Annotated in this window: 16 protein-coding genes; 2 read left to right on the top strand and 14 right to left on the bottom strand. The window is 62.8% G+C overall.

Going from position 1 to position 21,373, the window contains the following annotated elements:
• Positions 1-20 precede the first annotated feature (20 nt).
• The 13 genes from ACF8EF_RS23305 to dksA all read right to left on the bottom strand — a co-directional run bounded on the left by ACF8EF_RS23305 (position 21) and on the right by dksA (position 18,910).
• Positions 21-2,957, bottom strand: coding sequence for a DUF748 domain-containing protein (locus ACF8EF_RS23305; RefSeq protein WP_392529357.1), 2,937 nt, complete (start codon positions 2,955-2,957; stop codon positions 21-23).
• 79 nt (positions 2,958-3,036) lie between these two features.
• Positions 3,037-3,906 (bottom strand): oxygenase MpaB family protein, encoded by an 870-nt coding sequence (locus ACF8EF_RS23300; protein WP_209963401.1) that lies wholly within the window; start codon positions 3,904-3,906, stop codon positions 3,037-3,039.
• 42 nt (positions 3,907-3,948) lie between these two features.
• Entirely contained in the window at positions 3,949-5,883 is a 1,935-nt protein-coding gene (gene acs / locus ACF8EF_RS23295; protein ID WP_392529355.1) for an acetate--CoA ligase, read from the bottom strand.
• A gap of 180 nt (positions 5,884-6,063) precedes the next feature.
• A complete protein-coding gene (pgi, locus tag ACF8EF_RS23290) occupies positions 6,064-7,728 on the bottom strand; it encodes a glucose-6-phosphate isomerase (RefSeq protein WP_209963406.1) in 1,665 nt (554 codons plus the stop codon).
• A 207-nt stretch (positions 7,729-7,935) separates the two neighbouring features.
• Positions 7,936-8,799, bottom strand: coding sequence for a pantoate--beta-alanine ligase (gene panC, locus ACF8EF_RS23285; RefSeq protein ID WP_392462325.1), 864 nt, complete (start codon positions 8,797-8,799; stop codon positions 7,936-7,938).
• A complete protein-coding gene (panB, locus tag ACF8EF_RS23280; protein ID WP_176685368.1) occupies positions 8,796-9,596 on the bottom strand; it encodes a 3-methyl-2-oxobutanoate hydroxymethyltransferase in 801 nt (266 codons plus the stop codon). The genes panC and panB overlap by 4 nt, the downstream gene beginning before the upstream one ends.
• Positions 9,597-9,858: 262 nt before the next feature.
• A complete protein-coding gene (gene folK / locus ACF8EF_RS23275) occupies positions 9,859-10,338 on the bottom strand; it encodes a 2-amino-4-hydroxy-6-hydroxymethyldihydropteridine diphosphokinase (protein ID WP_010955348.1) in 480 nt (159 codons plus the stop codon).
• Entirely contained in the window at positions 10,335-11,717 is a 1,383-nt protein-coding gene (locus ACF8EF_RS23270) for a polynucleotide adenylyltransferase PcnB (protein WP_176685366.1), read from the bottom strand. The genes folK and ACF8EF_RS23270 overlap by 4 nt, the downstream gene beginning before the upstream one ends.
• Positions 11,718-12,684: 967 nt before the next feature.
• Entirely contained in the window at positions 12,685-14,127 is a 1,443-nt protein-coding gene (locus ACF8EF_RS23265) for a sigma-54-dependent transcriptional regulator (RefSeq protein WP_392462321.1), read from the bottom strand.
• A 4-nt stretch (positions 14,128-14,131) separates the two neighbouring features.
• Positions 14,132-17,107 (bottom strand): sensor histidine kinase, encoded by a 2,976-nt coding sequence (locus ACF8EF_RS23260; RefSeq protein ID WP_176685364.1) that lies wholly within the window; start codon positions 17,105-17,107, stop codon positions 14,132-14,134.
• Complete coding sequence (locus ACF8EF_RS23255; protein ID WP_003250005.1) at positions 17,091-17,267, bottom strand: hypothetical protein; 177 nt, start codon at positions 17,265-17,267, stop codon at positions 17,091-17,093. Before ACF8EF_RS23255 ends, ACF8EF_RS23260 begins: the two co-directional genes overlap by 17 nt.
• A 245-nt stretch (positions 17,268-17,512) precedes the next feature.
• Complete coding sequence (gene gluQRS / locus ACF8EF_RS23250) at positions 17,513-18,400, bottom strand: tRNA glutamyl-Q(34) synthetase GluQRS (protein WP_176685363.1); 888 nt, start codon at positions 18,398-18,400, stop codon at positions 17,513-17,515.
• Between the two features lie 63 nt (positions 18,401-18,463).
• Positions 18,464-18,910, bottom strand: a complete 447-nt coding sequence (gene dksA / locus ACF8EF_RS23245) for an RNA polymerase-binding protein DksA (RefSeq protein WP_003250009.1) — start codon at positions 18,908-18,910, stop codon at positions 18,464-18,466.
• A 210-nt stretch (positions 18,911-19,120) separates the two neighbouring features.
• Here dksA and ACF8EF_RS23240 point away from each other — a divergent pair, with 210 nt between their 5' ends.
• Entirely contained in the window at positions 19,121-20,293 is a 1,173-nt protein-coding gene (locus tag ACF8EF_RS23240) for a pyridoxal phosphate-dependent aminotransferase (protein WP_176685362.1), read from the top strand.
• Entirely contained in the window at positions 20,293-21,006 is a 714-nt protein-coding gene (gene sfsA, locus ACF8EF_RS23235; RefSeq protein ID WP_339443705.1) for a DNA/RNA nuclease SfsA, read from the top strand. The genes ACF8EF_RS23240 and sfsA overlap by 1 nt, the downstream gene beginning before the upstream one ends.
• On the opposite strand, the gene ACF8EF_RS23230 is transcribed toward sfsA, so the two are convergent.
• Positions 20,996-21,313, bottom strand: a complete 318-nt coding sequence (locus ACF8EF_RS23230) for a Rieske (2Fe-2S) protein (RefSeq protein WP_021784782.1) — start codon at positions 21,311-21,313, stop codon at positions 20,996-20,998. The genes sfsA and ACF8EF_RS23230 overlap by 11 nt on opposite strands.
• Between the last annotated feature and the right edge of the window lie 60 nt (positions 21,314-21,373).

Genomic DNA, 21,373 nt, shown 5'->3' with positions numbered 1-21,373 from the left:
GCCAGGCCTGCCAGAGGGGATTACTCGGCATCCAGGTGCATCGGCGTAATCACCCGCCCATCGCTTTCAGGCTGGCCCAGGCTGGTATCGATGAAATACACCCGGTCATCTTCCAGCTTGCCCTTGTCCACCAGGTAATCCTTGATACTGCTGGCCCGCTCCTGGCCCAGTGTACGCAGCAAGGCGGTACTCTCAGCCCATGACTTGATCACGGCTTCGCGCAGCTTGGTGGTGCGCTCGTCACGGCTCAGTTGCTCCCATTCTGCTGGCGGCTGCTTTTTCAGGCGGGTGCGGTAAATGCCTTCGAGCATCGCGGGCTTGTCGTCGTCGTCGATCACCAGCATCGAGGCATTGGCCGGCACCTTGTCACCCCGTCGCTGCAGGATCTTGTACCAGATAGTCTGGTACTCACGCTCCAGGCGCTTTTGGGCAATCAGCGGGCCATCGCTGGCCTGGGCGCTGGTGCCTTCGATTTCCAGGCGCAGTCCCGGGCGCTCTTTCAGCGCGGATGCCAGCTTGTCCAGGGACGCCTGGGCATCGCCGCTGAGTTCGCTGGAGCCCGGGGCGAACGCCACGTTGCCAAGGTCTTCCGAGCCGCCGCCGCTGATCAGCCCGCCAATGAATTTGAATGGTGCCTGCGCCGCGCGCAGTACCAGGTTGCGCAGGGTTTGCCAAACGATCGGCATCACGCTGAATTGCGGGTTGTTGAGGTCGCCAGACACCGGCAGCTCGATCGAGATCTTGCCCTCGGTATCCTTCAGCAATGCCACCGCCAGGCGGATCGGCAGGTCGACCGCATCCGGGCTGTCGACTTTCTCGCCCAGTTGCAGTTGTTCCACTACTACCTTGTTCTCGGCCTTGAGTTGACCGTTGGTGATCAAGTAGTGCAGGTCCAGGTTCAGCCGGCCCTTGCGGATGCGGAAGCCGGCGAACTTGCCGGAGTAGGGGGTCAACGTGGTCAGTTCGACGCGCTTGAAGCTGGTGGCAATGTCCAGACTGGCCAGCGGGTTGAACGGGTTGAGTGCGCCCTTGATGGTAACCGGTGCGTAGCGGTCCACCTTGCCCTTGACGTCGACATTGGCCGGCAGCGGCTTGCGGTTGTCGATGGTGCCGATCTGGCCGTTGAGTTGCTGGATGGCCGTGGCGAAGTTGGGGGTAAGCGACAGGTCGGCAAAGTTGGCCGAGCCGTCCTTGATGTCGATCTGGTCGATGCGAATGCCGAGCGGCTTGCTGTTGCTGGCCGTGGGCGGCTTGGCCTGGCTGCTCGTCGGGGTGCCGGCCGGTTGCGGGATCAGCAGGTCATTGACGTTGGTGGTACGGTCTTCGTTGATGATGAAGCGTGCATAGGGCTGCAGCAGGGTCACCTTGTCGATCGACAGTGCATCGCCGTGCACGTAGGACAAGCCGTCCACGTTCACCTGCTGCCATTTGACGAAGTCGCGGCTCTTGATGGTGTCCAGCGTATGCAACTGGCTGACCTGCGCCTTGCCGGTAACATTGAAGGCCAACGGCTCGGTGTTCTTCAGGTCGACCTTGAGGTCGCTGGAGAGCATGCCGCTGCGCAGCTCCAGCAGGATGAACGGGCTGATGTAGGCCTGGGCCACACGCAGGTCGATGTCGCGGGTGCTCACATCCAGCTTTGCCCATATCGGTGCCAGGTTGACCTGGCCTGCGGCCTGCAGCTTGCCCTGCTTACCCACACCTGTGTCGAGTTTGACGGTGAAGGGCGACTGGTTGAGGCTGTCGAAATCTTGCAGGTCGGCGTTGAGGGGGCCAATGTCCAACGCTACCGGTTCCTTCTGGCTGCGATCTGCCAGGTGCACCAGGTAATTGCGCAACTGCACGTCCTTGAGCAGCACTTGCCAAGGTTTGCTTGGCTCCTTGGCAGCTTTCTCTTCAGGCGTAGGTTCTGCGGCAGCCGGCTCGGCCTTTTCCTGGGGCGTGGCCTTGGCGGGTTGGCTGGCGAACAGCTTCTGCCAGTCGAGCTGGCCGTCTTTTTCCAGCGCCGCCCAGGTTTCGAGTTTTTCGCTGCGGACCTTGCCGACGGTGACCTGCTGTTTGACCAGATCGATGGAGGTTTCGCTAACCTCCAGGCTGGCCAGACGTACCAACGGTCGGCCATCCGGCGCCTTGATGGCGAATGGCGCGATGTGTACGGAGGCGTTATCCAGCAGCAGCTCGGTCTGTTTGGCGAGGTTGAGCGTGTAATGCGTATCGAGGTTGAACACGCCGTCTTCCAGCACCAGTGGCACGGCATCGCGCACGTAGGGCCAGAACAGCTTCATCTTGCCGTCAGTGACCTTCAGCGTGCCTTCGGAGGCGATCGGCGACAGGCTCAGGGTGCCCTTCCAGTCGATGTGTCCGCCGTTGGGGCCACTGGCCACCAAGGTCATGTCGGCGCTGTCGTTGGGCAGGGTGCTGAGGTTTTTCAGCTCCAGATTCATGTTGTCGTAGAGAAACTCGATCGGCTCGCTGGGGCGCAGGTCCTCGAAGTGCAGGTAGCCTTGGACGAGCTTGATGCTGCCAATACGCAGCGGGAACGGGTCGCTGGGCGGTTCTTCGGGTTTGGCTTCGCTGGCCGGTAGTTTGAACAACCCGGTCAGGTTGAGGGTACCGTCCTTGGCGAACCGCACTTCGTTGCGCGGTTTGTCGAGTTCCACCGCTTCCAGATGCAGGGCTTTGGTCCACAGGCTGTCGAGCGAGGCGTTAGCGTAAAGACGCTCGAAACCGACCTGCTCCTTGCCCGGTTCGCCGATCTGCAGGCCCCACAGCGTCAGCTCGAGGCTGAAGGGGTTGAGTTCGATCCGTTCGAGGTGGGCCGGCACGGTGGCGTATTGGGCCAACTGCTGGTTGGCGATGCGCAGTGCGACACCGGGAAGAATGAGAAAGCCGAGCAGGCTATACAGGGCTACCAGGGCCACGATTGCGCCAGCGGCGCGAGTCAATCCTTTGTACATGTGTCGCTTCGTCTGTCTAAGCAGGAGTGCTTGGAGTATGGCACGTTAAATCAGTTCCGCAGGGGCGACCTTTTTGCGCTCAATCAATGCCCATGCGCCGTTTGGCCCGGTGTGCCGAGCCGTCGCGCATTGCCCAGCGCAGGACGGGCGCGGTGCGTCGCAGGCCCAGGCGGATCAGGCGCTGCTGCAGGGGCCCGTGCTGCAGGCCGAGCATGGCCTGGGCCCAGCCGGGCAGCAAGTCGATACCCGCGTGCAGCATCAGTTTGCCAACCGGCTGTGCCAGGCGGCTGGGGGCAGGGGCGTCGAGCAGGATTCGTATCACCTCATGGCTGCGCGCATCACAGTGCAGCTGCGGGCGTATGTGTTGCAGATAGTCTTCAACTTGCTGGCACGAGCGCGGCACGTCACGGGCACCGAGGCGCTCGGCGATCAGGGCGATTTCGTTGTAATAGGCATCCTGCTCGGCGCGTGGCAGGTGTGGGTTGCGGTAACGCAGGTGGGCGGCTAGGAAACTGCTGACCTCCGCTACATGCACCCAGGTCAACAGGTCCGGGTCGCTGGCCGCATAGGGGCGGCCATCTGGTGCCGTGCCGGTGACCTGCAGGTGAATGGTGCGCACTTTGTCGATCAGCCACTCGGCATCGCCAGTGGCCCCGAAGGTGGTGCCGGAAATGAACTGGCTGGTACGGCGCAAGCGGCCGAGCAGGTCTTCACGGAAATTGGAGTGGTCCCACACACCGGCCAGGGCCAGTGGATGCAACAACTGCAGCATCAGCGCACTGATGCCACCGACCAGCATGCTCGGGAAGTCGCCATGTACCCGCCAGCTGATGCTGTGCGGGCCGAACAGGCCGGGGTCGCCCTTGGGCGATTCCAGGTCGAGCTGGCCGAGGGCCAGCCCAGTGAGGCTCATGACCTGGGTTTCGATGCGGCGACGAAGGGCTTCCATGGCGACCTGTTGTGCAGGGCGGCCATGATTGGCGGCCGCCGGTTACTGGTTGAGGCGTTTGTCGATCAGGCCCTGTACCACGCTTGGGTCGGCCAGGGTCGAGGTATCGCCCAGATTCTCCAGCTCGTTGCAGGCGATTTTGCGCAGTATACGCCGCATGATCTTGCCTGAGCGCGTCTTGGGTAGCGCTGGCGCCCACTGAATCAGCTCAGGCTTGGCGAAGCTGCCGATTTCCTTGCTGACCAGGGCCAGCAGCTCGGCCTTGAGTGCGTCATCCGGCGACACGCCATTCATGGTCGTGATGAAGGCGTAGACGCCCTGGCCCTTGAGGTCGTGGGGGTAGCCGACCACCGCGGCTTCGGCCACGCTGTCGTGCAGCACCAGTGCGCTTTCTACTTCTGCGGTGCCGATGCGGTGCCCGGAAACGTTGATCACATCGTCGATGCGCCCGGTGATCCAGTAGTCGCCATCGGCATCGCGGCGGGCACCGTCGCCGGTGAAGTAGTAGCCGGGCAGGGGCTTGAAGTAGGTATCGACCATCCGCTGGTGGTCGCCGTAGACACTGCGGATCTGCCCGGGCCAGCTGGCCTTGATCGCCAGCAGGCCGGCGCCGGGGCCTTCGATCAGTTTGCCTTTTTCATCCAGTAGCACCGGTTGCACGCCGAACATTGGCTGGGTGGCGCAGCCGGGTTTGAGCGACTGCGTGCCGGGCAGTGGGGTGAGCATGATGCCGCCGGTTTCGGTCTGCCACCAGGTATCCACAATCGGGCAGCGCTTCTGCCCGACCTCCTCGAAATACCATTCCCAGGCTTCCGGGTTGATCGGCTCACCGACGCTGCCCAGCAGGCGCAGGCTTTTGCGCGAGGTGCTCTGCAGCGGCGCAGAGCCCTCGCGCATCAGTGCGCGCAGGGCAGTCGGGGCGGTGTAGAAGATGTTCACCTGGTGCTTGTCCACCACCTGCCAGAAGCGCGAGGTGTCCGGGTAGTTGGGTACGCCTTCGAACATCAGCGAGATTGCGCCATTGGCCAGTGGGCCATAGACGATGTAGCTGTGGCCGGTCACCCAGCCGACGTCGGCGGTGCACCAGAACACCTCGCCGTCACGATAATCGAACACCACCTTGAAGGTCATCGTTGCCTGCAGCAGGTAGCCGCCGGTGGTATGCAACACCCCTTTGGGTTTGCCGGTACTGCCGGAGGTGTAGAGGATGAACAGCGGATCTTCGGCTTCCATCGGCTCAGGAGTGCAGTCGTCGCCGGCGGCCTTCGTCGCTTCGTGGTACCAGAGGTCGCGGCCCTCGACCCAGGCCACATCGCCGCCAGTGCGGCGCACCACCAAGACGCTACTGACCGCCGGGCAGTTGGCCAAGGCTTTGTCGACGTTCTGTTTCAGCGGGATGCGTTTGCCACCACGCACGCCTTCATCGGCGGTGATCACGGTGCGGCAGTCGGCATCGAGGATACGGTCTCGCAGGGCATCGGGGGAAAAACCGCCGAACACCACCGAGTGGATGGCGCCGATGCGGGTGCAGGCGAGCATGGCGAAGGCGGCCTCGGGGATCATTGGCATGTAGATGCACACCCGATCGCCTTTCTTCACACCACGCGCTTTCATTGCATTGGCCAGGCGGCAGACCTGACGGTGCAGTTCGCGGTAGGTGATGGCCTTGGAGTCCTTGGGGTCGTCGCCCTCCCACAGCAAGGCCGTTTGCTCGCCGCGCTGGGCCAGATGGCGGTCGATGCAGTTGTAGCTGACATTGAGTTGCGCGCCGTCGAACCAGCGGGCCTTGCCGGTCTTGAGGTCGCATTGCTGTACGCTTGACCAGGGCTTGATCCAGTCCAGGCGTTTGGCTTGTTCTGCCCAGAACGTGTCAGGGTCGTCGACCGACTGGCGGTAGAGGCGGTGGTAGTCGTCGGTGCTGAGGGTGGCAGACTGGCTGACGGCCAGGGCCTGCGGGTAATTGCGGATATCGAACATGGCGGGTGGTCCTGCTCTTTTAAGGGGCGATGGACTGCAACGGCTATTCGATAAGACAGTGTAGCTGGGAGAGGTGTTCAACCTGGGCCGGCCTCTTCGCGGGTAAACCCGCTCCTACGAGGTAATGCATAGTCTCGTAGGAGCGGGTTTACCCGCGAAGAGGCCGGCACAAGCTTCGGATCAACCGCGGTGACGGCCGCGGAAGTAGTTGATCAGGCCCTGGGTGGAACCGTCTTCGGCGCTGTCTTCCAGGCTGCCGACCAGGCGCTGGTAAACGCCCTTGCCCAGTTCCTTGCCCAGCTCAACGCCCCACTGGTCGAACGCGTTGATACCCCATATAACGCTCTGGACGAACACCTTGTGCTCGTACATGGCCACCAGCGCACCCAGGCGGCGCGGGCTGATGCGCTCGACCACCAACGTGTTGCTCGGGCGGTTACCCGGGATCACCTTGTGCGGGGCCAGCTTTTCGATGTCCGCTTCGTTGAGGCCTTTGCCGCGCAATTCGGCTTCGGCTTCCTCGCGGGTCTTGCCCAGCATCAGCGCCTGGCTCTGCGACAGGCAGTTGGCGTACAGCCATTGGTGGTGGTCGGCCACCGGGTTGAAGCTCACCACCGGCACGATGAAGTCGGCCGGAATCAGCTGGGTGCCCTGGTGCAGCAACTGGTGGTAGGCGTGCTGGCCGTTGCAACCCACGCCGCCCCAGATCACCGGCCCGGTGTCGGTCTTCACCGGGGTACCGTCTTGCAGCACGCTCTTGCCGTTGGATTCCATGTCCAACTGCTGCAGGTGCTTGGTGATGTTGCGCAGGTAGTGGTCGTACGGCAGGATCGCGTGGCTGTTCGCGTCCCAGAAGTTGCCATACCACACGCCCAACAGGGCCAGTAGCACCGGCATGTTCTTGTCGAACGGTGCGGTCTGGAAGTGCTGGTCCATGGTGTAGGCACCGGACAGCAGTTCCTTGAAGTTGGCAGTGCCGATGGCCAGGGCGATCGGCAGGCCGATGGCCGACCACAGTGAGTAGCGCCCGCCCACCCAATCCCACATCGGGAAGATGTTTTCTTCGCGGATACCGAACGCTACAGCAGCGGCCTTGTTGCTGGACACTGCAATGAAGTGGCGGTACAGCTCGGCTTCCGAGCCGCCTTGGGCCAGGTACCAGGTCCGCGCGGCCATGGCGTTTTTCAGCGTCTCGAGGGTGTTGAACGACTTCGACGAGACGATGAACAAGGTGGTTTCGGCGCGCAGGTTGGCCGACAGCTCGTGGAACTCACTGCCGTCGATGTTGGCCAGGTAGTGGCAGCGTACGCCGCGCTGGGCGTAGGGTAGCAGCGCTTCGGACACCAGCTCGGGGCCGAGGAACGAACCGCCAATACCAATGTTGACCACGTCGGTGATCGGCTTTTCGCTGTAGCCGCGCCACAGGCCATCGTGAATGCGGCCGACCAGTTCGGTGATCTGGTTGAGCACCTTGTGCACTTCCGGCATGACGTTCACGCCGTTTACATTGAGTTTGTCGCCTACGGGCCGACGCAAGGCGGTGTGCAGCACCGGGCGGCCTTCGGAGGCGTTGATGATCTCACCACCGAACATCGACTTGATGGCGTCCTGCAGGCCCACTTCATTGGCCAGGTTGACCAGCAGATCGCGGCTTTGCTCGGTGATCAGGTTTTTCGAGTAGTCGAGGAACAGGCCGCAAGCGCTAAGGGAAAACTGGTCGAAGCGCTTGGCATCGGCGGCGAAGGCTTCGCGCATGCTGAAGCTTTGCATGGCGTCGCGGTGTTTCTGAAGCGCCTGCCAGGCGGGCAGGGCCGTCACATCGTGGGGTGTACGGTAATACGCCATTGCGCGGGGTTCCCTTGGTGCGTGGTGAGGGCTTGGACACGGCAGCCATTGCCGGGTTCAGGCTGGCATCATTATAGGCAAAGGCCACGCGCTGGGAATGGCTAAGGAAGGGGGATTTTGGGGGGGCTTACAAGCAAGTCCGCCCCTACAGCTGAACGTGTAGGGGCGGGCTTGTCTGCGAATGGACTGCAAGGCAGCCCAAGACCATTATGCGGTCTTCTCTTCCACATGCAGGTAGAGGTTGTCGATCAACCGCGTGTTACCCAGGTAAGCCGCCGCAATCACCACCAGGTCTCGATCATCGATCACTGCCGGGCGCAGGCTTACGGCATGGCGTACTTCCAGGTAATCCGGACGGAAACCCGCTGCGCTCAGTTGTGCCTGGCCTTCAGCGACCAGCGCGGCAAAATCCCGCTGGCCACGGCCGATGCCCGCTGCAATGTGCTGCAGTGTGCGGTACAGCGCTGGCGCAGCAGTACGCTGCTCTGGCGTGAGGTAACCATTGCGCGATGACAGCGCCAAGCCATCCTCGGCACGCACGGTGGGTTCGCCGATGATCTGGATCGGCATGTTCAGGTCGCGCACCATGGCGCGGATCACCGCCAGCTGCTGATAGTCCTTCTCGCCGAACACGGCAAGGTCTGGCTGGACCATGTTGAACAGCTTGTTCACTACGGTGGCCACGCCTTCGAAATGCCCAGGCCGGCTGCCGCCGCACAGGCCTTCGGAAAGCTGGGGCACGCTGACGCGGGTTTGCACGCTCATGCCGTCGGGGTACATCTCTTCCACGGTGGGCGCGAACAGCAGGTTGCAGCCGGCCTGCACCAGGCGCTCCTGGTCGGCTGCCAGGGTGCGTGGGTATTTGTCGAGGTCTTCGTTGGCACCAAATTGCAGCGGGTTGACGAAGATGCTGGCGACCACGAAATCGGCGCGCTGCGCAGCCTTGGACACCAAGGCTGCATGGCCGCTGTGCAGGTTGCCCATGGTCGGCACAAAACCGATGCGTTTGCCTTCACCGCGAGCGCGGGCCACTGCCGCGCGCAGTTCGCGGACGGTCTTGACTGTATTCATGCACTGAACCCGTGTTCGCTGCCTGGGAAACTGACTTGCTTGACTGCCTCGACGTAAGCGACGAGGGCGCTGTGGATATCCGGTTGGCCCTGCATGAAGTTCTTCACGAACTTCGGTACCCGGCCGCTCAGCGACAGGCCGAGCATGTCGTGCAGTACCAGTACCTGGCCATCGGTGGCGCTGCCGGCGCCAATGCCGATTACCGGGATGCCTACGGCGTTGGTGATTTCCGCCGCCAGTTCGCTGGGTACGCATTCGAGCAGCAGCATGGCCGCACCGGCCTGCTCCAGGGCAATGGCGTCGGCGCGCATCTGCCGGGCCTGGGCTTCCTGGCGGCCCTGCACTTTGTAGCCGCCCAGCACGTTGACGGTTTGCGGGGTCAGGCCCATGTGCGCGCAGACTGGCACACCACGTTCGGCCAGCAAGCGGATGGTTTCGGCCAGCCAGGCTGCGCCTTCGATCTTGACCATGTGGGCGCCGGCCTGCATCAGTGTGGCGCTGTTGGCAAAGGCTTGCTCCGGAGTGGCATGGGCCATGAACGGCAGGTCGGTGAGGATCAGCGCGCCGTCGTTGCCGCGTTTGACGCTGGCGGTGTGGTAGGCCATGTCCGCCGTGGTTACTGGCAAGGTGCTGTCGTGGCCCTGCAGGACCATCCCCAGCGAGTCGCCCACCAGCAACACTTCAACGCCGGCCTGGCTGGCGGCCTTGGCGAAGGTCGCGTCGTAGCAGGTCAGCATGGTGATTTTTTCACCCTTGGCCTTGAAGCCGTTAAGGGTGGTAAGGGTTACTTCAGGCATGTAGGAAATTCCTCGTTCAGGCGCTGTAAAAAACGACTGCATTCAACGCGTGTAGTCATCTTCCGGAGCGGCACATCATCGCGCGTGATGTTCGGGCACAGGTCCGTCCGGGCCTAAATACGGGTATGCGGCACTTTGGTGCCACACGGGACGCCTATAGTCGTGAGCGAGGTGTGGGAAGTCAATCACCCTGTTACCGCATTGTTACGATCAGGGTGTTACTGGCGTTACCGAGGTGGCAATGCAGGTTGGAACGCCCGGTTTACAGGCGTTCCAGGCCGACGAACGGGCATTCGTCGAGCAGTTGCGCGAGGGCGCGGCCATCGGCCAGGCGGAAATCGCCAGGTACCAGTTCGGCCAACGGATACAGCACGAAGGGGCGGGCATGCATGTGGTAATGCGGCACTTTCAGGCGTGGCTGGTCGAGCACCTGGTCACCGAACAGCAGGATGTCCAAATCCAGCGTGCGTGGGCCCCAGCGCTCCTTGCGCACGCGCCCCTGGTCGTTTTCGATGGCCTGCAGCGCATCGAGCAATGCCAGTGGTGCCAGGGCGGTGTCCAGGGCGGCGACGGCATTGGTGTAGCGCGGTTGGCCGGGCAGCAGCGAATCGCTGGTGTACAGGGCCGAGGCAGCTACCAGGCGCGTGGCTTCGACCTGGTCAAGCGCCTGCAAGGCGCTACGCAACTGCTCGGCAGGGGCGTCCAGGTTGCTGCCCAGGCCTACGTAGGCACGAATGGTCACTCGAACGCCTCGTCACCACTGCGCTTGCGTTTGCTGCCGCTGCGCTTGCGTTTGCGCGGGCCGGCGCTTTCGTCACGGCTGCCAAGCTCGCGGATCATCTCGCGGCGCTCGCTGTCGTTTGCGTCCTGGTAATCGGTCCACCACTGGCCCAGGTCGTCGGTCTCTTCCCCGGCGCTTTCACGCAGCAGCAGGAAGTCGTAACCGGCGCGGAAACGCGGGTTGTCCAGCAGCATGTCGGCGCGCTTGCCGCTGCGGCGCGGCAGGCGCTCCTGCATGTCCCAGATCTCGCGGATCGGCAGAGTGAAACGCTTGGGGATGGCAATGCGCGCGCACTGCTCGGCGATCAGGTCGTGGGCCGCACCGTTCATGGCCGGGATCGGCGGCACGCCCTGGTTCTGCAGGTGCAGCACACGGGCCGGCAAAGCTGGCCAGAGCAGAGCAGCGAACAGGAAGGCTGGTGTCACCGGCTTGCCCTGTTTCACGCGCAGGTCGGTGTTGTTCAGCGCCTGGCTGATCAGCGTGTGGGTGTAGGTCGGCCGCTCGTCCAGCGCTTGGGCACTGGCCGGGAACAGCGGTTCGAACAACTCCAGATCGACCAGCATTTCGAAGGCCATGGCACCTTGGCCGCTGAGGAACAGCTTGAGGCATTCCTCGAACAGGCGTGCGGGTGGAATCTCGCGCAGCATCGGGGCCAGACCGCGGATCGGCAGGAAGGTGTGCTTTTCGATGCCAAAGTCGAGCTTGGCAGCAAAACGCACCGCGCGCAGCATGCGCACCGGGTCTTCCTGGTAGCGGTGGGTCGGGTCCCCGATCAGCCGCAGCAGGCGATTGCGCACGTCGTGCACACCGTTGGCGTAATCGAGAATGCGTTCGCTGACCGGATCGTAGTACAGGGCGTTGATGGTGAAGTCGCGGCGCTGCGCGTCCTCTTCCAGGGTGCCGTACACGTTGTCTCGCAGAATGCGACCACTGGCGTTATGCGACGAACGGTGGGCATCGCCCTGGTCGTCCTCGGAGTGGTGGGCGCGGAAGGTAGCGACTTCAATGATCTCACGGCCGAAATGCACGTGGACCAATTTGAAGCGGCGACCAATGATGCGGGCGTTGCGGAACTCGGCACGGACCTGTTCGGGGGTGGCACTGGTGGCCACGTCGAAGTCCTTCGGCGTGATGCCCAGCATCAGGTCGCGGACACAGCCACCGACCAGGTAAGCCTGGTAGCCGGCGCTTTGCAGGCGCTCCACGATGTTAACCGCATGACGGCTGAACTGGTGGCGCTGCAGCGAGTGCTGGCTCTTGTTGATCACCTCGGGCGTGGTGCGCCTGTGGTGCGGGCCCGGTACGGGCGGGCGGAAAGACTGGAACAGCTTCTTCAGCATGGGATGCACTGTGTGAAGGAATGTTCGGCCAAGAATAGGAGAATGGCCGCATGATGGGCGGGGATTCTAGCATTTACTCGGGGAATGGTGTAGGCGGGTATCAGGATGCCTGCCAGAAGGGTAGAAATGACAAGGGGAGCCTAAGCTCCCCAAGAAGTCATTGCGTGCTCTTATTGTTTTTTTGCTGGGCTTCTTGTTTTTGTTGAGCGCCCTGTCCACAAATCTCGAAACTTGTGGACGACCCCCAAACCGGGGATAAAGAGCAAACGGATTGCTTTGGCCGCTGATGACACGTTGATCTGTCGATCCAACCAGTTCAGGCGCTGCTTTTTAGTGCAGTTTTTGTTGTTCTCTGCCTGGTTGTGGGGCAAGCCCCAAACACGCATCCTCTCCAAAAGAATCAGTTAGCTGCGCCTCCGCCATCTTGTTTTTATTGTGCGTGAGCCGTTTCGTCTTGTTCTTATTATGAGTTGCAGTGCTTGTTATTGTTCTTGTACCAAAGATATAGCAGGTGCCGTGCCAACTTTTGAAAACCCAGCAAAATCAGGGGTTTGAGCGGGTTTTGCAATTCTTGGCAGGTCGAAAAGGTCGGGATTTCGTTACCGTACGCCTCGGGGACTGTTACGGCGGAAAGCTGGGGTAACAGATTTTTACGGGAGGTGATGTGTTACCTGCGGGGCGCCGTGACACGTTCTGCGCCTGTGAGACCGAGCGCCGCCGGCGCGGCGCTTCGCGGCTAAAGCCGCTCCTACATTTGTTCGGTCCAATTTTTTCTGTGGGATTTGCGCGCGAATGCCTTGGCGCATGGCTCGAGATTGCGTCGTACAACAAGGCGGTCGTGCGCGCGTGGCACAGGAGGGACTGGCCCGAAACAAATGTAGGAGCGGCTTTAGCCGCGAAGCGCCGCGCGGGCGGCGCTCGATCTCACCGACGCCGCATAGGCTACGGCGTGCGGTGCGCAGGTGGGTTATTCGCTGGTAGCGTTGCTCTTGCGCCGTGGGATGCCCAGGCGTTGGCGGCGTTCCCACAGGCACTTGCGGCTGACGCCGAGCTTGCGTGCCAGTTCGGTCTCGGTCATGTGGTCCTGGTGTTCAAGCACGAAGTGCTGGAAGTAGTCTTCCAGCGACAGGTCTTCGGTCGGCTCGTGGCTCGCATTGGCCGCGCTGGACACCACCAGGGCATTGTCGAGGATGTCGTCCTCTTCCAGGTCGCTCAGCTCGATGTCGATGCCAAGCAGCTCGGCGGAAATTTCTGCGCTCTCGCTGAGGATCACCGCGCGCTCCACGGCGTTCTCCAGTTCACGCACGTTACCGGGCCAGCTGTAGTGACGAATGGCTTGCTCGGCCTCGGCCGAGAAGTGCAGGTCGTCGCGGCCGATGCGAGCGCTCTGGCGGGCGAGGAAGACGCTGGCGATCTCGTTGACGTCGCTGCCACGCTCGCGCAGGGCCGGCAGCTTCAGGGCAATGACGTGCAGGCGGTAATACAGGTCTTCACGGAACTGGCCGGCCTTGGCCAGGTTTTTCAGGTCGCGGTGGGTCGCGGCGATCAGGCGCACATCGACCTTTTGCGACTGCACCGAACCTACCCGGCGTATCTCGCCTTCCTGCAGCACACGTAGCAGGCGAGCCTGGGCTTCCAGCGGCAGTTCGCCAATCTCATCGAGGAACAACGTGCCGCCATCGGCGGCCTCCACCAAGCCGGCGCGCCCGGCGCTGGCGCCAGTGAACGCGCCTTTTTCGTGGCCGAACAGTTCGGATTCGATCAGCGTTTCGGGGATGGCTGCGCAGTTCACCGAGATCATCGGTGCCTTGGCCCGGCGAGACAGGTTGTGCAGGGCGCGGGCCACCAGCTCTTTACCTGTGCCCGACTCGCCCTGGATCAGCACATTGGAGTCGGTAGGCGCGACTTTGCGGATCTTGCTGTACATGTCCTGCATGGGCTGGCACGAGCCGATGATGCCGATTTCGCCATTGGCCGTTGCTGCGCTGCCTTTGTCGGACGCTGCAACCTTGCCATTGCTGGCGCGTGGCTCGGCAGGTGGTGCCGCAGCCGGGGCGTTTTGCCGGTCGCGCAGAATACGCGCCACTGCCTGCAGCATCTCGTCATGGTCGAAGGGCTTGGCGATGTAGTCCACCGCGCCCATTTTCATCGAGTCCACCGCTGAGCGCAGGCTGGCGTAACTGGTCATGATCAGCACCGGGGTGCCTTGGCCGAGCTTGATCAGCTCGGTGCCGGGCGCGCCTGGCAGGCGCAGGTCGCTGACGATGAGGTCGAAAGTGGCAATGCTGAAGCGTTCCTGGGCTTCCTGCACCGAGCCGGCCTCGCTGACCTGGTACTGGTTCCGCTCAAGCAGACGACGCAAGGCCGAGCGGATGATGGTTTCGTCTTCGACGATCAGAATGTGCGGCATTGATTCAATTCTCTCGACGGTCTCGAATTTCAGGGGACGTCGCTACGACATGCCGGGGCAGGGTCACGCGGATCCGGGTGCCACGTTGCCGTTCGATATCGGCCGGGCTGTCGATGGTGATTTGCCCATAATGCTCTTCCACGATGGAATAGACCAGAGCGAGCCCCAGTCCGGTTCCTTCGCCCGGGTCCTTGGTGGTGAAGAAGGGTTCGAACAGGCGGTCCATGATGGTCTTCGGAATCCCGCTGCCTTCGTCTTCGACGATCAGGTCGACGGTGTGCTCGTTAACCTCGCTGCGCACGCGCACGGCGCTGCCGGGCGGCGAGGCATCGCGGGCGTTGGAGAGCAGGTTGATCAGTACCTGGGCCAGGCGCTGCGGGTCACCTTCGGCCCAGTGGTCCGGGTCGCAAAGGTTGAAGAACTGTACTTCGAAATTGCGCCGGTTCAACGCCAGCAGACCGATGGCATCTTGTGCCACTTCGGCCAGGCACACAGGCTCCTCGCTGTTCTGGTGGCTGCCGCCGGCATGGGCGAAGCTCATCAGCGACTGGACGATGCGCGATACGCGCTTGGTCTGGTCAAGGATCTGGCTGGACAACTCGATGATTTCGCCATCGTCTTCGCGTTCCTCGCGCAGGTTTTGCGCCAGGCAGGCGATACCGGTGATCGGGTTGCCGATTTCGTGGGCCACGCCGGCGGCCAGGCGGCCGATGCTGGCCAGGCGCTCGGAGTGCACCAGCTTGTCTTCCAGTGCCTGGGTTTCGGTAAGGTCTTCCACCAGCAGTACCAACCCGCTGTTACCGGGGGCCAGTGGCTCGTCGATGGCTGCCTTGTGCAGGTTCAGCCAGCGCGGCTGGCCGTCCAGCGCCAGGCGCTGCTTGTGCAGGTGCTCGTCGGGCACGTTGATGAAGCCTTGCAGCAGGCCGCGCCAAGGCTCGTCGATGGTGACCAGACGCGAGCCGACCACATGCTTGGCGGCGATGCCGGTGAGCTCTTCCATGGCCTTGTTCCACATCAGGATTTCCTGGTCCTTGGCCAGCGAGCAGACGCCCATGGGCAACTCCTGCAGGGTCTGGCGATGGTAGCGGCGCAGGGCATCGAGTTCGGCGGCCAGCCCGGTCAGGCGCGAGTGGTAGTCCTCCAGGCGGCTTTCGATGAAGTGGATGTCTTCGGTCACGTAGTTTTCGTTACCGGACTTGTACGGCAGGAAAGTCTCGACCATGTCCTGGGCCACGCTCGGCCCCATCAGGCCGGACAGGTTGGCCTCGATGCGGTCGCGCAGGCGGCGCAGGGCATAGGGGCGGCGTTCGTCGAACGGCAGGTAGAGATCGCGTAGCGCTTGCTCCACTTCCTTTTGCGCGGCCTTGGCGCCCAGCGGCTTGGCCAGCTGGGTGGCGAACTCCTGCGGCGAAGCGGCATGCAGTTCGCGGCGTTGCGGGCGGCGCACGTTATCCACGGCACAGGCTTCGGCCGCGCTGACCTCTTCGTTGCTGGCGTTGGTGAACAGCGAGATCAGGGTGAACAGCAGCACGTTGGCCGCCAGCGAGGCGATGGCTGCCATGTGCCAGCTGGTATCGTCCAGCACATAGATCATGTCCAGCAGCGGGATGTAGAAGCCCTGCAAGTTGCCGAGAAGCGGCAGCAGCATGGTCACCATCCACACCAGGGTGCCGGCCAGCAGCCCGGCGATGAAACCGCGGCGGTTGGCGGTTGGCCAGTAGAGCACCGACAGCACCCCAGGCAGGAACTGCAAGGTGGCGACGAAAGCGACGATGCCCAGGTTGGCCAGGCTCTGGTGGTAGTTCTGGCTCAGGTAGAACATGAAGCCGGCGGTGATGATGGCGACGATCAGTGCACGGCGGGTCCACTTCAGCCAACGGTAGATGTTGCCCTCGGCCGGGGGCTGGTAAAGCGGCAGCACCAGATGGTTAAGGGCCATGCCCGACAGCGCCAGGGTGGTGACGATGATCAGGCCGCTGGCTGCCGACAGGCCGCCAATGTAGGCCAGCAGTGCCAATGCCTGGTTGTTGGCGGCGATGCCCAGGCCCAGGGTGAAGTACTCGGGGTTGGTGCTGGCGCCCAGACGCAGGCCGGCCCACAGCACCAGCGGCACGGCAAGACTCATCAGCAGCAGGAACAGCGGCAGGCCCCAACTGGCGCTGACCAGCGAGCGCGGGTTGAGGTTTTCGGTAAAGGCCATGTGGTACATGTGCGGCATGACGATGGCCGAGGCGAAGAACACCAGCAGCAGGGTACGCCATGGGCCTTCCTGCAGGGGTGTGTGCAGGGCGGCAAGGGCGGTCTGGTTCTGCAACAGCCAGACTTCCAGCTCGTGCGGGCCGCCGAATACGCCATACAAGGCATACAAGCCGATACCGCCCAGGGCCAGCAGTTTGATCACCGACTCGAAGGCGATGGCGAATACCAACCCCTCATGCTTTTCGCGCGTGGCGATGTGCCGCGAGCCGAAGAAGATGGTGAACAGAATGATCAGCGTGCAAAAGGCAAAGGCCACCCGGGCCTTGACCGGTTCACCGGTAAGGATGCTGATCGAGTCGGCCACCGCCTGGATCTGCAGGGCCAGCAACGGCAGCACGCCAATCAGCATGATGATGGTGGTCAAGGCTCCGGCCCAGGTACTGCGGAAGCGGAAGGCCAGCAGGTCGGCCAGCGATGACAGCTGGTAGGTGCGGGTGATCTTGAGGATCGGGTAGAGCAGCACCGGCGCCAGCAGGAATGCGCCAGACACCCCCAGGTAACAGGCAAGGAAGCCGTAACCATACTGGTAGGCCAGGCCAACCGAGCCATAGAAAGCCCAGGCACTGGCGTAAACGCCCAGCGACAGGGTGTAGGTAAGTGGGTGGCGAATGATCGAACGCGGGATCAGCCCACGCTCGCTGATCCAGGCCACGCCGAACAGCACCATGAGGTACCCGGCGCTGATCAGGATCATCTGGGTCAGGCTAAAGCTCATCGGCATCTCGTTGGCTCTGCAGGATGAAGGTGACGACGATCAGGATCAGCCAGAGCAGGTAGGGGCGGTACCAGGCTCCGGTCGGTTCGATCCACCAGTCCATGATGGCCGGGGAGAACAGGTAGATCCCCACGACCAGAAGCAGGACCAAACGATAGATGTACATGCTGGCCTCGATGGTTGGGCGCTGCGGGCTTGAACTTATTATTGGCGCAAATGGCAGGGGGGATGCTAGCGGGAATCCACAGCGTTAGCCAAGGGTTTGAATTTACTGGGCTTTTGTTTTTGAGAGGAGGAATGAATGTGCCGGCCTCTTCGCGGGTGAACCCGCTCCTACAGGTAAAGCGTTGCCTCTAGGTTTATTGAGGACCCTGTGGGAGCGGGCGCGCCCGCGAAGAGGCCGGTAAAGGTTCAGCGCAAATCAGCCTCCGGCACCGTGGTCCGCTGCGCGATCGCTTCTGGCCGCCACTGCGTGCGCGCGACTGCCAGCACCTCTGCCGGCGTAGCCAACAGCAGTTCCGGGTCCGTCTCCTGCCCCAGCGCCCGCAATGCCCGCAACAGCAGGGGGGTAGCATGCTCCGCCTGCAGTGGCGGGGAACGGTACGACTTGCCCAGCTTGTGCCCATCTGGCTGCACGATCAGCGGAATATGCAGGTAACGCGGCTGTGAGAAGCCCAACAGTTCCTGCAGGTACAGCTGGCGCGGGGTATTGTCGAGCAGGTCGGCGCCACGCACGATGTCGGTAACACCCTGCCAGGCATCGTCCAGCACCACGGCCAGCTGGTAGGCGTACAACCCGTCACGACGCTGGATGACGAAATCGCCCACCTCACGCCCCAGGTGTTGCTGGTACTCACCCTGCACTCGATCGGTAAAGCGGTAGATCAGCTCCGGCACCCGCAAGCGGATGGCCGCCCCTTCACGGGCATGCCCGGCGTCGCGGCAAAAGCCTGGGTAGATGCCGTTGTAGCTTTCCAGCTGCTTGCGCGAGCAGGTGCATGCGTACGCCAGGCCCATGTTGAACAGGCGGTCTACCACGGCGGCATAGGCATCGTGGCGCTGGCTCTGGAATACCACCTCGCCATCCCATTGCAGGCCGTAACGTTCCAGCGTCTGGAGGATGGCATCGCGCGCGCCGGGCATTTCCCGGGGCGGGTCGGTGTCTTCCATGCGCAGCAGCCAGCGGCCGTTGACGGCGCGGGCATCGAGCCAGGAGGCGAGGGCGGCGACCAGCGAGCCGAAGTGCAGGAAGCCGCTGGGGGTGGGGGCGAAGCGCCCGATGTAGCTGGAGTCGGTCATGGTCAGGCTGGGTATATAAATGAAACGGGGCGCATGATGCGCCCCGTTCAGGTGGAAGAAAGATCAGCCTTTGCCGACCGTTTTTTCCTTTTTCTCGGCAATTTCCTTGCAGTCGAAGCACAGGTCGGCGGTCGGGCGGGCTTCCAGGCGGCGCAAGCCGATCTCGATGCCGCACGACTCGCACCAGCCGTACTCCTCGTCCTGAATCTTCTGCAGGGTTTTATCGATCTTCTTGATCAGCTTGCGCTCGCGGTCGCGGTTGCGCAGTTCGAGGGCGAATTCCTCTTCCTGGGATGCGCGGTCTGCGGGATCTGCGAAGTTGGCTGCCTCTTCTTTCATATGGTCAACGGTCTTGTCGACGCCGACCATCAGCTCTTGCTTCCAGCCAGTGAGGATCTTGGTGAAGTGCTTGCGCATGGGCTCACCCATGTACTCCTCACCCTTGGTCTCCTGATAGGGTGCAACCCCATAAAGATTCTGGTTGGCTTTTTGCTTTTCTAGGGTGGACATGAATAGACCGCCTCTCACTCATCTGATCCAATGCGCAGGATGCTCCATCTCCGGCGACCGCCGGCCCTGCGACTGCGAGCCGCCGAACTTACCAGATAGATCGGGGGTGCGCTACCCCGCCCGATCCTGCTAATTGACACTGGCCTGAGCGGTACGTTCGGTGGTGTGCAGAGGTAGAATCTCCAGTTTAGACCCAATTGAGAGAAGGTCATGGCCCAACCCTACAGTGCGCGCAGCCGCGCCATCGAACCTTTCCACGTCATGGCGCTGCTGGCCCGTGCCAACGAGCTGCAGGCGGCCGGGCACGATGTGATTCACCTGGAAATCGGCGAGCCGGACTTCACCACGGCTGCCCCCATCGTCGCTGCCGGCCAGGCCGCGCTGGCCGCCGGGCACACTCGCTACACCGCCGCACGCGGTCTGCCGGCACTGCGTGAGGCAATTGCCGGCTTTTATGGGCAGCGCTATGGCCTGAATATCGACCCGGAGCGCATCCTTATTACCCCGGGTGGCTCCGGCGCGCTGCTGCTGGCCAGCAGCCTGCTGGTGGACCCGGGCAAGCACTGGCTGCTGGCCGATCCGGGTTACCCGTGCAACCGCCACTTCCTGCGCCTGGTCGAGGGCGGGGCCCAATTGGTACCGGTGGGCCCGGACGTGAATTACCAACTGACTGCCGACCTAGTTGAGCGCTACTGGGACAAGGACACCGTCGGCGCCCTGGTCGCTTCGCCGGCTAACCCGACCGGAACCGTGCTGGGGCGCGAAGCGTTGGCCCGTCTGGCTAAATCCACCCATGAGCGGCATGGTCATCTGGTGGTGGACGAGATCTACCACGGCCTCACCTACGGCATCGACGCGCCAAGCGTGCTGGAAGTCGACGACTCGGCATTTGTCCTGAATAGTTTTTCCAAGTATTTCGGCATGACCGGTTGGCGCCTTGGCTGGCTGGTGGCCCCGCCCGGTGCGGTGGCCGACCTGGAGAAACTGGCGCAGAACCTGTACATCAGTGCGCCGAGCATGGCCCAGCATGCCGCGCTGGCCTGTTTCCAGCCCGAGGCGCTGGCCATTTTCGAAGAGCGCCGCGCCGAGTTCGCCCGCCGTCGCGACTACCTGCTGCCTGCCCTGCGTGAACTGGGTTTCCGCATTGCCGTCGAGCCGCAAGGCGCGTTCTACCTGTATGCCGATATCAGCGCTTTTGGCGGTGACGCATTCGCATTCTGCCGACACTTCCTGGAAACCGAGCACGTGGCGTTCACGCCGGGCCTGGACTTTGGTCGCCACCTGGCCGGGCACCATGTGCGCTTCGCTTATACCCAGAGCCTGCCGCGCCTGGAAGAAGCGGTGCAGCGTATTGCCCGTGGCCTGCAGAGCTGGCAAGGCTGATGCGTTTCTCTCCGTCACTTGAGCAGGGCCGCCTGCTGCGTCGCTACAAGCGCTTTCTGGCCGATATCGAACTGGCCAGCGGCGAGCAGATGACTATCCACTGCCCGAATACCGGCTCCATGCTCAACTGCATGCGTGAAGGTGGGCAGGTGTGGTTCAGCCGCTCCAACGACCCCAAGCGCAAGCTGCCAGGCACCTGGGAAATCAGCGAAACCCCCCAGGGGCGGTTGGCCTGCGTGAATACCGGGCGGGCCAATGCGTTGGTCGAAGAGGCCCTGCGCGCCGGCACTATCACTGAACTGGCCGGCTTCACTGCACTCAGGCGCGAAGTGGCCTATGGCGAGGAAGGCAGCCGTATCGACTTTCGCCTGGAGTTCGAGGGTGCCCCGGCCTATGTCGAGGTCAAAAGTGTGACGCTGGGCTACCCCGACACTGCTGTTGCGGCCTTCCCCGACGCGGTGACTCAGCGCGGTGCGAAACACCTGCGCGAGCTGGCAACGCTGGCCCGGCAGGGCGTGCGGGCCGTGCAGCTGTATTGCGTGAACCTGACCGGTATCGACGCTGTGCGCCCGGCCGAGGAAATCGATATGGCCTACGCCCAGGCGCTGCGCGCTGCAGTAGCGGACGGGGTGGAGGTGCTGGCCTATGGCACCCGGCTGGACGCCGAGGGTATCGTCATCGATCGCCGCTTGCCGGTGCTGCTTACCCCTTGAACCAGATGCCCTGGCTGTCTTCGTGGCAGCCCAGGGGCTGCAGTTGCTCACCCTCGCAGGGCCCTGCCACGCATTCGCCGCTTTCTATCAGGAACAGCGCACCGTGATGGGCGCAGTGGATGAGGCTGGCGCTGTCATCCAGAAACGCGTCGTCTGCCCAGTTCAGTGGGATGTCCCGGTGCGGGCAGCGGTTGCGGTACAGGTACACCTGACCTTGGCGACGCACGCCGAACAGTTCGAGGCCGTCTACGCTGAAGGCGCGGCTTTGGCCCTCGGCCAGGCTGAGGGATGGACAAAGGAAGTGCATGGCAAGGATGGCTCGTGAGACACGTGATGGCTTGACGCTCCAATGCGAATAATTATCAAA

The organism is Pseudomonas sp. zjy_15 (assembly GCF_043101865.1).
Lineage (GTDB): Bacteria > Pseudomonadota > Gammaproteobacteria > Pseudomonadales > Pseudomonadaceae > Aquipseudomonas > Aquipseudomonas putida_Y.
This window is presented reverse-complemented; position numbering and strand designations above follow the sequence as displayed.

Excerpts from the sequence above, each read along its gene's own strand:
- ACF8EF_RS23305 (WP_392529357.1), bottom strand. The coding sequence starts at position 2,957 with ATGTACAAAGGATTGACTCGCGCCGCTGGCGCAATCGTGGCCCTGGTA.
- ACF8EF_RS23300 (WP_209963401.1), bottom strand. The coding sequence starts at position 3,906 with ATGGAAGCCCTTCGTCGCCGCATCGAAACCCAGGTCATGAGCCTCACT.
- acs (WP_392529355.1), bottom strand. The coding sequence starts at position 5,883 with ATGTTCGATATCCGCAATTACCCGCAGGCCCTGGCCGTCAGCCAGTCT.
- pgi (WP_209963406.1), bottom strand. The coding sequence starts at position 7,728 with ATGGCGTATTACCGTACACCCCACGATGTGACGGCCCTGCCCGCCTGG.
- panC (WP_392462325.1), bottom strand. The coding sequence starts at position 8,799 with ATGAATACAGTCAAGACCGTCCGCGAACTGCGCGCGGCAGTGGCCCGC.
- panB (WP_176685368.1), bottom strand. The coding sequence starts at position 9,596 with ATGCCTGAAGTAACCCTTACCACCCTTAACGGCTTCAAGGCCAAGGGT.
- ACF8EF_RS23270 (WP_176685366.1), bottom strand. The coding sequence starts at position 11,717 with ATGCTGAAGAAGCTGTTCCAGTCTTTCCGCCCGCCCGTACCGGGCCCG.
- ACF8EF_RS23265 (WP_392462321.1), bottom strand. The coding sequence starts at position 14,127 with ATGCCGCACATTCTGATCGTCGAAGACGAAACCATCATCCGCTCGGCC.
- ACF8EF_RS23260 (WP_176685364.1), bottom strand. The coding sequence starts at position 17,107 with ATGCCGATGAGCTTTAGCCTGACCCAGATGATCCTGATCAGCGCCGGG.
- ACF8EF_RS23255 (WP_003250005.1), bottom strand. The coding sequence starts at position 17,267 with ATGTACATCTATCGTTTGGTCCTGCTTCTGGTCGTGGGGATCTACCTG.
- gluQRS (WP_176685363.1), bottom strand. The coding sequence starts at position 18,400 with ATGACCGACTCCAGCTACATCGGGCGCTTCGCCCCCACCCCCAGCGGC.
- dksA (WP_003250009.1), bottom strand. The coding sequence starts at position 18,910 with ATGTCCACCCTAGAAAAGCAAAAAGCCAACCAGAATCTTTATGGGGTT.
- ACF8EF_RS23240 (WP_176685362.1), top strand. The coding sequence starts at position 19,121 with ATGGCCCAACCCTACAGTGCGCGCAGCCGCGCCATCGAACCTTTCCAC.
- sfsA (WP_339443705.1), top strand. The coding sequence starts at position 20,293 with ATGCGTTTCTCTCCGTCACTTGAGCAGGGCCGCCTGCTGCGTCGCTAC.
- ACF8EF_RS23230 (WP_021784782.1), bottom strand. The coding sequence starts at position 21,313 with ATGCACTTCCTTTGTCCATCCCTCAGCCTGGCCGAGGGCCAAAGCCGC.